Here is an 11,799-nt window from a genome sequence, read left to right on the forward strand (position 1 = left end):
TCTCCCGCGGTGCGGTACGACCGGGCTTTACGCTCCGAGGATGGCCATCGCGTTACTCGACAACGGCGCACCGCCGGCGGACCTCGCACTGTCCGACATCGACCTCGGTTCGGTCCGGTTCTGGGGCCGGAACGACGGGTTCCGGGACGGTGCGTTCGCCACGCTGCGGCGCGAGGCACCCATCGCCTTCCACGGCGAACTGGCCCAGGAGGGATTTGAAACGGGCCCCGGCCACTGGGCCCTCACGCGCTACGACGACGTGTTCTTCGCCAGCCGCCACCCACACATCTTCAGCTCCGCCGACGGCATCACGATCCCCGAGCAGACGCCGGAACTGGCCGAGTATTTCGGCTCGATGATCGTGATGGACGACCCGCGGCACACGCGGCTGCGGAACATCGTGCGCAGCGCGTTCACCCCGAAAGTGGTGGCGCGGACGGAGGCCTCGGTGCGCAACCGGGCGCGGAGTCTGGTCGAGTCGATGATCGAGCGCCATCCCGACGGCCACGGCGACATCGTGGCCGACCTGGCCGGTCCCCTGCCGCTGCAGATCATCTGCGACATGATGGGCATCCCGGAGCCGGATCACGAACGGATCTTCCACTGGACCAACATCATTCTCGGCTTCGGCGATCCCGATCTGACCACCGATTACGAGGAGTTCTTCCGTTGCGCCATGGACATCGGCGGCTATGCCACCGCCTTGGCCGATGACCGGCGCGTCAACCCCCACGACGACCTCACCACCGCCCTGGTGCAGGCCGAGGTCGACGGCGAACGACTCACCTCGAGCGAGGTGGCGTCGTTCTTCATCCTGCTGGTGGTCGCGGGGAACGAGACCACACGCAATGCGATCAGCCACGGGGTGCTGACGCTCAGCCGGTTCCCGGAGCAGCGGGACCAGTGGTGGTCCGATTACGACGCGGTGGCACCCACGGCGGTCGAGGAGATCATCCGCTGGGCCTCCCCCGTCGTGTACATGCGCCGGACCCTGACGCAGGACTTCGAGCTGAGCGGCGTGAAAATGCAAGCCGGGCAGAAGGTTACGCTGCGGTACGGCTCGGCCAACCGGGACGAGGCGAAATTCGACCGCCCGTGGCTGTTCGACGTACACCGCAACCCCAATCCGCACCTGGGCTTCGGCGGCGGTGGCGCACACTTCTGCCTGGGCGCGAATCTGGCCCGTCGCGAGATCGCGGTGGCGTTCGAGGAGATTCACCGCCGCGTCCCCGATCTGACGGCCACCGACGAGCCCGACCGGTTGTGGTCGCAGTTCATCCACGGCATCAAGCGCCTGCCGGTCAGCTGGACGCCCCCGCGCTGACCGCTTACTGGACGATCAGGACACCGACCATCCCCGGGTGATACACACAGTAGTACGGGTAGCGGCCCGGCGTGGTGGGTGCGGTGAACGTCGCCTGCGCGTTGCCGCCGACCTTGACGTCGAACTGCCCCTTGACCTTTGACGTCACGGTATGCGCGACGTCGTCACTGTTGACGACGGTGATCTTTGCGCCGGGAGGCACGGTGAGCGGGTCGCCGAAGTTGAGCGCGGTGATGGTGATGGCCGGTCCCTGCACCGGGCCGGTCACCGGCACCGCGCTGGTCGTCGGAGTGCTGTTGGGCGCCGGGACCGGAGCCGAACAGGCGGCGGTCACCGCGGTGGCGAGTGCCGCCGCAACCACGAGCACCGCCGGGACGCGCGTCGTCGTCATGCCAGGTACCTCTGCAGCCAGGACTGCGTCTGCGCCCAGGCGTCGGCGGCCGCGGTGGGGTTGTACCGCTGGCCCGAGTCGTTGAAGAACGCATGATCGGCGTCGGGCTCCACGACGATCTGATGAACCATGCCGGCCTGCTCGAGCGCGGCTGCCGCCGCGTCCTTGCTCGCCGTCACGCGCGCGTCCTTGGCGCCGTAAAAGGCCAGCACCGCAGCTTGTTTCGAGCCGGCGAAGTCGTGCGGGTCGGGCAGCGGACCGTAGAACGGCAACGCCGCCGAGAGCCTCGGCTCGCCGGCGGCCAGGAGCTGCCACGTGAGCCCACCGCCGAAGCAGAATCCGAGCACCGCGAGTTTCCCGCCGGGCGTCCGCCGCTGCAGTTCGTCGAGCCCGGACCGCAGGTCGGCGACGAACTGGTCGGGCGGAATCTTGCCCAGCGCCGCGGTGGCCTCGGCCGGATCGGCGAAGGCCGCGGTGCCGCCCTGCGCCGACAACAGGTCGATGCCCAGCGCCGAGTACCCGATACCGCCGAGGCGGCCGACGACCGACCGCACCCAATCGTTCAGGCCTTTGTTCTCGTGGATCACCAGGACGCCGCCGCGTGGCTGGGCGGCCGCGGCCCACGATCCCTGCAGCTTGCCGTCGGCCCAGGTGATGGGCGCGGGCTGGACGGCGTTCTCCATACCGGGCGGTGGGCCGGGCTCGGTCGACGGCTTGCCCGACGTCGGGCTCGACGTGGTGGCCGCAGTGGTGCCTCGATTCTCACCGCAGGCCGCGATCAGCGCACTGGCGGCCGCAGTACCCACGCCCAGGAGCGCGAGCCTGCGCAGCGCCTCACGACGGGACAGCAATCCGTCGACGTGGTCGGTGGCGATTTCCTCGGCGATGTACCGCTGCAAGGGGGTCACCCGAGCCAGTATCCGCCCTGATCCTGAGCGACGTCACAAGGTTTCCCCAGGACGAGTAGACATTTTCTAGAAAGTGTTCACTTTTTCATTGACATGGGCCTGACCGGCACGCTTCTATAGTTAGGTGACCTCTGCAACGACGTTCGACACGATCATCCGCAATGGCCGTTGGTTCGACGGAACCGGCGCGCCTTCCGCGGTCCGGGACATCGGAATCCGCGCTGGACACGTCGTGGCGATCGGCGTGGACCTCGACGACACCGGATGCCCGAACGTCGTCGATGCCACCGGCAAATGGGTGACGCCGGGCCTGCTGGACATCCACACGCACTACGACGTCGAGGTACTGGCCGGCCCCGGCCTGGCCGAGTCGCTGCGGCACGGCGTGACCACCGTGATGCTCGGCTCCTGCTCGCTGTCCACGGTGCATGTCGGCGGCGAAGACGCCGGTGACCTGTTCGGCCGGGTGGAGGCCATCCCGCGCGACCACGTCATCACCGCCGTCGACGAGAACAAGACCTGGGACACCGCAGAGGGTTACATCAACGCACTCGAGGACCGGCCGCTGGGACCGAACGTGGCCGCGTTCATCGGCCACTCCGACATGCGCACCGCCGTCATGGGCCTGGACCGCGCCACCCGCAAGGACGTCCGGCCCACCCGCGGCGAGCAGGCCGAGATGGAACAGATGCTCGCGGCCGCACTGCAGGCCGGGTTCGTCGGAATGTCCTCGCAGCAGCTGCTTTTCGACAAGATCGACGGTGACACCTGCCGGTCGCGCACCCTGCCGTCCACCTACGCCAAGGCCCGCGAGCTCCGCCGGCTCAAGACGCAGCTGCGCCGCTCGGGCCGCATCCTGCAGTCAGGCCCGGACCTGCAGAACCCGCTGAACCTGGTGTCGCAGTTGGCCCAGTCGCTCGGCCTGTTCCGCGAGAACCTCAAGACGAGCCTGCTGTCGGCCGCCGACATCAAGGCCAACCCGTACGCCATCACCATCATGGGACCGGTCGCCAGGCTGGTGAACAAGCTCGGCGGCAACTTCCGGTGGCAGCACCTGCCCGTACCGTTCGAGGTGTACGCCGACGGTATCGACCTCGTGGTGTTCGAGGAATTCGGTTCGGGCGCAGCGGCTCTGCACCTGCGCGACGAGGTCGAGCGCAACGACCTCATGCGCAATGACGAGTACCGCCGCGAGTTCCGCAAGGACTACGAGAACAAGTTCGGCGTACGGGTGTGGCACCGCGACTTCTTCGACGCCGAGATCGTCGGCTGCCCCGACGAGTCCCTCATCGGCAAGACCTTCGGTCAGGTCGGCGTCGACCGCGGGCTGCATCCGGTGGACGCCTTCCTCGACCTGGTACTCGAATACGGCCGCGATGTCCGTTGGCGCACGACGATTTCCAACCACCGCCCCGAGGTGCTCAAGAAACTGGCGCGCGACCCCGGCATCCAGCTCGGTTTCTCCGACGCCGGTGCGCACCTGCGGAACATGGCTTTCTACAACATGGGCCTGCGCCTGCTGCGGCACGTGCGCGACGCCGAGCGCGCCGGTACGCCCTTCCTGACCGTCGAGCAGGCCGTGCACCGGCTGACCGGCGAACTCGCCGACTGGTACCGCCTGGACGCCGGACATCTGCGCGTCGGTGACCGCGCCGACCTCGTCGTCATCGACCCGGAGCGGCTGGACGATGCGCTCGACGCCTACGCCGAGGAGCCCGTGGCGCAGTACGGCGGACTGTCCCGCATGGTCAACCGCAACGACGCCACCGTCGCCGCGGTGTTCGTCGGTGGCCAGCAGGTCGTCCGCAACGGGGTGCCGACCGATCTCGTCGGCACCACCCGCACCGGCCGCTTCCTACGGTTCGCCCGTCAGACCCCCGCCCTGCCCGTCGCCAAGGAAGGTGAGTTCGCCAGTGTCGGTTGAGGATACGGTCCACGGATTGTGGCAGGCGCTGTCGGCGCGGGACTGGGAGCGACTGAAGGATTTTGTGTCCGACGACTGCATCTACCTGGACATGCCGGTCGGCCCGGCCGCCGCCGCGCGCGGGCCCGAGGACATCGTCAAGCGGCTCAAGATCGGCCTGGAGCCGCTGGCATCGTATGAGAACTTCGACGGCCTGCTGCTGACCAACGGCGCCGATGCCATGTACGAGCATCACGAGGAATGGCATTGGGAGACCGGCGAATCCGCGATCCTCAAGTTCGTCACCGTGCACCGCGTCGAGAACGGCAAGGTGACGCTGTGGAAGGACTACTGGGACATGGGCGCGCTGTCGAACTTCGCGCCGCCGTCCTGGCTGGAGAATTTCGCGACCGCTGACATGTCGTGGATCTTCGACGCGACCGGACTGGTCTAGACCCCTCTCAGAGGGTGATCTTGCAGGCCTGACCGATGTCGAGGGTCCGCAGCATGCGGCCCATGCCGAGCCACATGGCGCACGAGAGCGCCAGGTCGGTCATCAGCTCGTCGCTGAAATGCTCTGCGGCACGGGCCCAGAAGTCTTCGTCGTCGCGCAGCCCAGTGTGGTCGGAAGCGAAACGGTAGGCGAACTCGGCGGCGATGCGCTCCTGTTCGGAGTAGCCGGGCCAGGTCTGCCACACGCCGGCGTGGTTGTAGAGGTCTTCGTCGACGCCCTCCGCCTCGGCTGCCGAATCGCGGGTGTTCTGGCACACCACGCACTCGTTGTCGAGGGCGATCACCACGCGGGCCAGTTCACGTACACGCAGCGGCAGGCGGCCCTTGGTGTAGACGGCGTTGGTGAAACCGGCCATGGCCGTGCCGATGTCGGGTGACTTGACCACCCAGGCGGTTACGTCTTCGTCGGTGAAATCTCCGATTCGGCTCACTTTTCGCACGCTACGCCAAAACTGAAACAAGTTCTAGTTTTTCGGCGGACAAATTCCCGGCGTACGACAACGGCCCCGCCCCGAAGGGCGAGGCCGTGTTCGACCGGGACCGCCTATGACGGCGGGCGCGACACGCACTGTGCCGCGTAGAGCTGCCCGCCGAGCTTGTCCATGAGCTCCAGCTGCGTCTCCAGATAGTCGATGTGACCTTCCTCGTCTGCGAGGATGGCCTCGAAGATGTTCGCGCTCGTGGCATCACCCTTCTCGCGGCACATGATGATGCCCGGCTTCAGGCGGGTGACCACCTCGTACTCGATGGCCAGGTCGGCCTCGAACTGCTCGCGCAAGGTCTGCCCGATCCGCAGCGAGAACAGCCGCTGGTAATTGGGGAGGCCGTCCAGCAACAGGATGCGATCGGTGAGGGTTTCCGCATGGCGCATTTCCTCGAACGATTCTTCACGCGTGTGCTTCGCCAATTCCGTGAAGCCCCAGTTGTCCTGCATCTTCGAATGCAAGAAGTATTGATTGATCGCAGTGAGTTCACTCGTCAATTGCTCGTTGAGCAGTTTGAGGATCTCGGGGTCGCCTTGCATTTCGGCTCCTTTAAAACACCATCGGGCTGGGTCAAGTGTCACTGGCGCGGAACAACAACGTGCCTGTTCCAAACCTAGTCGAGTGACCCTTTGTCGGCGACCGGTTCGGCGGGTGTTTCGCCCCCCCGATTCGATCCCGAATCCCCGGTATCCAGATCCACGACTCCACTGCTGGCCAGCAGCTATGGACTGGCTGCCCTAAGTAAGGTTAGACTGCACTAACCCCCGCGGCGCCCGTCCGCGGACCCGAGCGACCCGGAATGGCAGGAGCCGATGAGCGAGCAACCGTTGCACTCGCTCATTCTTGCCGCTGATTTTCGTGTCGACGATGTGGAATCCATGTGGGAGCGGGTGAAATCGCATCGGTCGATTCTCACCGAGCTTTCCGCACACCACGTCGTCGTATATTCATCACTGTGGGAACCGGGCCGGGTATTGGCCACCGTCGGAATTCGTAATGCAAATTCCGTCCGCGAAGTTCTGCGTTCGCCGGCGATATTCGAATTCTTCGATGCCTCGGGCGTGGACGACATCCCCGCGATCTTCGCCGGTGAAGTGGTCGAGAAGGTCGATATCGCCGAGCCCCCGCCGGGCCAGCATGCCGTCGCGTCCGTCGTCGTCGGCGTCGTGACCGCGGTCGAGGACGTCCCCGCCCTCATGGACAAGGTGCACGACGCCGCCGCCCGGTTCCGCGACGCCGGCGTGTGCAAGGTCTGGGTGTACCGGGCCTTCGACGACGGCCACGAGGTGCTGATCCTGCAGCAGATCGTGAACGAGACTGCCGCCCGGCGCTGGATCGATCACCCCGATGCCGCCGCCGAATGGATGTCGGCCGCCGGATTCGGCGTCTATCCAACGGTTTTCGTCGGGACCCTGGCCCACATCACGTCGATCGAGGCGGCCGACTGATGTTCGTCTGCCTGTGCACCGGAGTGACGAGCCAGGTCGTCACCGAACTCGTCGCGGATGGTGCGACCACGTCGAAGCAGATCGCCGAGAAATGCGGCGCCGGCCTCGACTGCGGCCGCTGCCGCCGCACCGTGCGGGCCATCATCGAAGCGGCCCGCACCGACTGCCCGGTGCACAAGGCCGGTTAGCCCTTGCGCCCCACGAACGCGCTCAGCGCATCGGCGTTGGCAGCCCCGCCGAGCAACTCGGCGAACTGACCGGACTCGCGCTGCGTCGCCGCGACGATCGCCTCCCGCGTCGGCTCGACCATCGCGTGCTTGACTGCCATCAGGCTCGAAAGCGGCCGCGAGGCAATGATTTCCGCATGGCGGCGGGCTTCCGGCAGCAGGTCGTCGGGCTCACACACCCGCCACACCAGACCCATGCGCAGCGCTTCATCGGCGCTCACCCATTCCGAGGACAGCAGCAGCCAGGCGGCGTTCTGCCGGCCCATCAACCGCGGCAACAGGTAGGACGACGCCGCCTCCGACGCCACGCCCAGGCTGGTGAACGGGCATTTGAGCCGCGCCGTCGTCGACATGAACGCCAGATCGGCATAGCCGAGGATGGTGGTGCCGATGCCCAGGCCGACGCCGTTCACCGCGCAGATCAGCGGCTTCGGAAACGCCGTCAGCGCTTCGATCAGGCCGGGAAATCCGTACTCCCCCATCTGGTATTCGGGGTTGGTGACCATCTCCTGCATCTCGACGAGGTCGTTGCCGGCACTGAACGCCCGGCCGGCGCCGGTGAGCAGGACGACCGAGACGTCCGGGTCTGCGGCGGCCTCCTTGAGTGCGATCGTCGTGGCGTCGTACAGCGCTTCGCTGAACGCGTTGAGTGCGTCGGGCCGGTTCAGGGTCAGGGTCCGGACCCGGTTGGTGTCGTCGATCTGGACGAGCGCGGCGTCGGTCACAGGTTGTCTCCAAACGGGTTTCGCATGATGTAGCGGCTGGTGGGCACGGTGTCGACGTTGACGTTGGCACCGAAGGCCGAGGTACTGGCGGCCATCTTGCCGGCGCGGTCGGCCAGATCGGCGTCGTCGGCGGCGCCGAAGAAGGCGTGCAGGCTCGTCGTCGCCTCGATGGGGAACAGCTCCTCGACGATGGCGCCGAGTTGCGGGGCGTCGGACGTCAGCGCGCGCACCACGGCGTTCTGCGTGTAACCGAACGTGGATTGGGTGTCGATCGCGACCTGGGTGTGGTCGAGGTGCCAGCGGCGGAACCACTCTCGCTCGTCCATGCCGTCGGGACGCCGCAGCAGCGCCACGTTCGCCAGGCCCGTGGTGCGCTCACCGACGGCGATGGCCGGACCGGCCATCGGCACCGATTCGGTGACCAGATATGCGGCCAGTTCGGTGCATTCGGCCCGCAGTCGATCCAGCACCGCGGTCATCTGCGCGCCGTAGTACTGCTGTGTCCAGACGCTGACCACCGCGACGACCGGCGGGTCGAGTGTCGTCAGGAGCATCAGGGAGTCCCGGACCGCGCCGTCCTTGACGTTGACCGCGAGTCCGGGCACCCCCAGCGCCAGCAACTCGCCGGCGACCTCGGTGCGCAGACGCTCGCACCAGGCGTCGTCGGCGGTGTCACGCCGCAGCGTGACCATGACCTTCTCCATCGAATCTCCCCGTCAGTCCCGCGCCCAGCGCGGCGTGATGAACACACCCTCGGCCTCCACCGTGATGCCCTCGGCATCGGCGATGTGCCCGACGGCATAGGTCTTGATGCCCTCGGTCCGGACGATGCGGGCCTCGGTGTGCAGGTCGCCGAGCCGCGTCATGCGCCGGTAGCGCATGGTGAGCGTGCCGGTGAGCCGCGGTTGCCCCGGCAGGCTCGCACCCTCGCCGAGCACATGATCGAGGATCATCGCCGACACCCCGCCATGGACGTGGCCGGGCGGCCCTTCATATGCGGCGCCGAGGTGAAAGTCGGCGGACACGCTGCCGTCGTCGGCCCGGATCAGCTCCACCGGCGGGGCGATCGGATTGCGGACCCCGATCACCGCGTTGCCCCAGGGCATTTCGCTGCCGTGCGCGCCGAACCGGATCCCGAACGAGCCTTCGAGCTGCTGCGCCCGGAGCTGGGCCGTGGCGGCGTCGATCTCGGCCTGCACCGCGGCGATGGCCTCGGCGGCGACCTCTGTCCGGATGGTGGCGTCGATGAGTTCGCGTACGGACTGCGTCAGCGGTTCGTAGACGGCTCGCATTCGCGCCACCTCGTCGGCGCTCAGCTTCTGCAATGTGTCCTCGAGCACCCTTGAACTAGAACACGTTCTAATCAGGCTGTCGAGAGTGGGGTCCCATTGCCTGCGCGGCAACAGGTTTCGGACGCCTACGACAATTCACGGCGCGGCCGGGGTCGCCGCGGCGCCCGAGGGCAACAGCTACCACGCAATTCAGTGTCAGCAAATTGACCACGAGCAACCTGGGCCGCATTTACCGAGACCGGCGGTCCGCCACGCCAGGCCTGCCAGGAATCGCGAGATTCGACCAAGCGACCACCCGACACGCCGCGCTGCCCCTGGGACCACTCCGCCAAGGATGCACGTCTACCAGTGTCATTGGCTCGAATTCGAGAGATCGCCGAACAGGCGCCGCGGCACACTGCGAAAATCTGCGTATTCCGGCGGAACAATGCTGTACATCGTGCAGCCTGCGGATTAGAGTCTGAATCCAACGCCGACTGCCTACTCGCAGCAAATTCAATTGGGCAATGCGGCAATGCGATCCCGAAACCGCGGGCGACGGGGGTGGGATCCCGATGTTGAGGAGCGCAGGCCGATGAGGATCGATCCGTTCGCCGGGTGCCGGGTCTCGCGCGTGGCCGTCGTCGACTCGTACGAAGTCGTTCATGCCGGCATCGCGACCTGGCTCCGCGACGATCACGCACTCGGTTCGAGCACTACGGCCTACTACGTCGACACCGGAGAATTCCTGCGCCGCCACCCCCTTCCCCCGGACGACGCCCACGTCGTCGTACTGGGCCTGGCCGCGGACGACGCGAACAGCCTGGCCGCGGTGCGTGACCTCACCAACCGCGGCTACCACGTCGTGGTGTACTCGCATCTCACCGACCGCGACGTAATCCGCACCGCGATCGACTCGGGCGCCCGGACCTACCTGTTCCAGACCGCGGGCCGCGAGCACCTGCTCAAGGCGATCCGGGCCGCCGTCACCCCGTTCCCCTACGTGGGCCCGAACGTCGCCGCCGCTCTCGACGACCGCAACTTCTGCCTGCGGCCGGTGCTGGCGCCGCGAGAGCAGGAGGTGCTGCTGGCGTGGTTCCGGACCGACAGCAAGGAACTCGTCGCCCAGCAGCTGTTCCTGGCGCCCAGCACCGTGCGTACGCATCTCCAGCGCATCCGGGCCAAGTACATCGCCGCCGGGCGCCCCGCCGGCACCAAAGCCGCGCTGGTGGCGCGCGCCATCCAGGATCGGATCATCAGCATCGACGATCTGTGACTCCGTAGACTCCACGCCATGACCGTCACCGCCGATGATCTGCGCCACCTGAACCGCTGTGTCGAGCTGGCCCGGGAGGCACTGGCGGACGGCGACCAGCCTTTCGGCTCGATCCTGGTGGACGCCGACGACGTCGTCGTCTTCGAGGACCGCAACCGGGTCTCCGGCGGAGATCAGACCCAGCACCCCGAATTCGCCATCGCCCGTTGGGCGGCAACCAATCTCGATGCCGCGCAGCGGGCCGCCGCGGTGACGTACACCTCTGGCGAACACTGCCCGATGTGCTCGGCGGCGCACGCCTGGGTCGGCCTGGGGCGCATCGTGTACGCGACGTCGTCGGCACAGTTGGGCGGCTGGCTCGCCGAGTGGGGCGTCGCGCCCTCCCCCGTTGCGGCACTGCCCATTTCGGTCGTGGCACCCGGCGTGCCCGTCGACGGCCCCGTCGACGACCTGGCCGACACCATGAAGGGCTTGTACGCAGCCTGCTTCCGGCCATGAGCGCTGTTCCGAGTCATAACCGTTAGCCAATTGCGATGTCTCTCTTCGGCATCGGTCCGCGGAACCGTGCCGTCACGGTGTTTCACTAGTAACCACGGGAGCCTGCCGTTACCCCCGAGACGGCAGGCTCCCGCTTTGGCTGCCACTCAGGATCGCCGCATAGTGTCGTCGCCGTGAGCGACGCGCAGTCCATGAGACCCATCATTCGCGGCATCCTCCTGGACATCGCTCCGCCACTGGCCGCGTACTACGGGCTGCGGGCCGCGGGGTTCTCGGAATACGTGGCTCTGCTCACCGCCACCGTGCTGGCCGGCAGCAAGGTCGCCTATGACGCGATCCGGACCCGGCGCCTCGATCCGTTCGCCGGCTATCTGATGCTGAACTTCGGGCTCAGCCTGGCAGTGGGACTGAGCACCTCGGACGCCCGGCTGTTGCTCGCCGGCACCACGCTGGTCGGCGGGATCGGCGGGTTGGTCTTCCTCGGCAGCTGCGTGATCGGTACACCGCTCACGCAGGTGGTGGCAGAACGGCTTCAGGGCGGACCGCAGGACACCAGCGTGGCTGCCATCACATATCGCCGCCGGGTACACGTTCTGCTCTCAGCGATGTGGGGCGCGGGCTTGATCGTCGGCACCGGCGTGCAGCTGGCGATCATCTTCGCCACGTCGGTGGACGTCGCCAATGCCCTGGCCTCGGCATTCTCGCTCGCGACCACCGGCGTCCTGATGACCGCGACGTTCATCGTCGGCAAGCGTGCCCGCGCCAGGTGGGACGAGCGGGACGAACCCGCCTTGGAGACGGCGGAACAAATCACCGACCACAAAGGTTGA

The 11,799-nt window shown here is 67.0% G+C and carries 15 protein-coding genes; 8 read left to right on the plus strand and 7 right to left on the minus strand.

Translation table 11 applies throughout. The annotated features are described in order from the left end of the window. Positions 1–40: 40 nt before the first annotated feature. Positions 41–1,324: a cytochrome P450 gene (locus tag ACJH6J_RS00590; RefSeq protein WP_406803393.1), complete on the plus strand. Its 1,284-nt coding sequence runs from the start codon at positions 41–43 to the stop codon at positions 1,322–1,324. A gap of 4 nt (positions 1,325–1,328) precedes the next feature. Here the strand turns inward: ACJH6J_RS00590 and ACJH6J_RS00595 are convergent, their stop codons facing one another. Next, complete coding sequence (locus tag ACJH6J_RS00595; RefSeq protein WP_212811330.1) at positions 1,329–1,715, minus strand: cupredoxin domain-containing protein; 387 nt, start codon at positions 1,713–1,715, stop codon at positions 1,329–1,331. After that, positions 1,712–2,623, minus strand: a complete 912-nt coding sequence (locus ACJH6J_RS00600; RefSeq protein ID WP_212811329.1) for a dienelactone hydrolase family protein — start codon at positions 2,621–2,623, stop codon at positions 1,712–1,714. The genes ACJH6J_RS00595 and ACJH6J_RS00600 overlap by 4 nt, the downstream gene beginning before the upstream one ends. A gap of 124 nt (positions 2,624–2,747) precedes the next feature. Between ACJH6J_RS00600 and ACJH6J_RS00605 the strand changes: the two genes are divergently transcribed. Both ACJH6J_RS00605 and ACJH6J_RS00610 read left to right on the plus strand, forming a co-directional pair. Next, on the plus strand, positions 2,748–4,547 hold the full coding sequence (locus ACJH6J_RS00605) for an amidohydrolase family protein (protein ID WP_212811328.1): 1,800 nt from the start codon (positions 2,748–2,750) through the stop codon (positions 4,545–4,547). Then, the gene (locus tag ACJH6J_RS00610; RefSeq protein WP_020100212.1) at positions 4,537–4,980 is read left to right on the plus strand and encodes a nuclear transport factor 2 family protein; all 444 of its coding nucleotides are present in this window, start codon (positions 4,537–4,539) and stop codon (positions 4,978–4,980) included. The genes ACJH6J_RS00605 and ACJH6J_RS00610 overlap by 11 nt, the downstream gene beginning before the upstream one ends. Positions 4,981–4,987: 7 nt before the next feature. Here ACJH6J_RS00610 and ACJH6J_RS00615 read toward each other — a convergent pair whose 3' ends face one another. Both ACJH6J_RS00615 and bfr read right to left on the minus strand, forming a co-directional pair. After that, positions 4,988–5,470, minus strand: coding sequence for a carboxymuconolactone decarboxylase family protein (locus tag ACJH6J_RS00615; protein WP_212811327.1), 483 nt, complete (start codon positions 5,468–5,470; stop codon positions 4,988–4,990). Between the two features lie 113 nt (positions 5,471–5,583). After that, complete coding sequence (gene bfr / locus ACJH6J_RS00620; protein ID WP_212811326.1) at positions 5,584–6,063, minus strand: bacterioferritin; 480 nt, start codon at positions 6,061–6,063, stop codon at positions 5,584–5,586. A gap of 273 nt (positions 6,064–6,336) precedes the next feature. Here bfr and ACJH6J_RS00625 point away from each other — a divergent pair, with 273 nt between their 5' ends. After that, a complete protein-coding gene (locus ACJH6J_RS00625; protein WP_406803394.1) occupies positions 6,337–6,972 on the plus strand; it encodes a fatty-acid--CoA ligase in 636 nt (211 codons plus the stop codon). Then, positions 6,972–7,160 carry a bacterioferritin-associated ferredoxin gene (locus ACJH6J_RS00630; RefSeq protein WP_061001233.1) on the plus strand — a complete coding sequence of 63 codons (189 nt, stop codon included), beginning with the start codon at positions 6,972–6,974 and terminating at the stop codon, positions 7,158–7,160. The genes ACJH6J_RS00625 and ACJH6J_RS00630 overlap by 1 nt, the downstream gene beginning before the upstream one ends. Here the strand turns inward: ACJH6J_RS00630 and ACJH6J_RS00635 are convergent. The 3 genes from ACJH6J_RS00635 to ACJH6J_RS00645 are packed head-to-tail and all read right to left on the minus strand — an operon-like array spanning position 7,157 to position 9,216. Continuing rightward, positions 7,157–7,924, minus strand: a complete 768-nt coding sequence (locus tag ACJH6J_RS00635) for an enoyl-CoA hydratase/isomerase family protein (RefSeq protein ID WP_135355739.1) — start codon at positions 7,922–7,924, stop codon at positions 7,157–7,159. The two genes, ACJH6J_RS00630 and ACJH6J_RS00635, sit on opposite strands and share 4 nt — an antisense overlap. Continuing rightward, a complete protein-coding gene (locus ACJH6J_RS00640; protein WP_135355738.1) occupies positions 7,921–8,628 on the minus strand; it encodes an EthD domain-containing protein in 708 nt (235 codons plus the stop codon). The genes ACJH6J_RS00635 and ACJH6J_RS00640 overlap by 4 nt, the downstream gene beginning before the upstream one ends. A gap of 12 nt (positions 8,629–8,640) precedes the next feature. Then, positions 8,641–9,216: a PaaI family thioesterase gene (locus ACJH6J_RS00645; RefSeq protein WP_406803409.1), complete on the minus strand. Its 576-nt coding sequence runs from the start codon at positions 9,214–9,216 to the stop codon at positions 8,641–8,643. 574 nt (positions 9,217–9,790) lie between these two features. Here ACJH6J_RS00645 and ACJH6J_RS00650 point away from each other — a divergent pair. The 3 genes from ACJH6J_RS00650 (at position 9,791) to ACJH6J_RS00660 (ending at position 11,799) form a co-directional block, all read left to right on the plus strand. Beyond that, a complete protein-coding gene (locus ACJH6J_RS00650; RefSeq protein ID WP_162563359.1) occupies positions 9,791–10,471 on the plus strand; it encodes a LuxR C-terminal-related transcriptional regulator in 681 nt (226 codons plus the stop codon). Between the two features lie 18 nt (positions 10,472–10,489). Then, positions 10,490–10,969, plus strand: a complete 480-nt coding sequence (locus ACJH6J_RS00655; RefSeq protein ID WP_061001237.1) for a nucleoside deaminase — start codon at positions 10,490–10,492, stop codon at positions 10,967–10,969. Between the two features lie 173 nt (positions 10,970–11,142). Next, positions 11,143–11,799 (plus strand): VC0807 family protein, encoded by a 657-nt coding sequence (locus ACJH6J_RS00660; protein ID WP_234785482.1) that lies wholly within the window; start codon positions 11,143–11,145, stop codon positions 11,797–11,799.

The organism is Mycobacterium sp. SMC-18, from assembly GCF_045310895.1.
Classification (GTDB): Bacteria; Actinomycetota; Actinomycetes; order Mycobacteriales; family Mycobacteriaceae; genus Mycobacterium.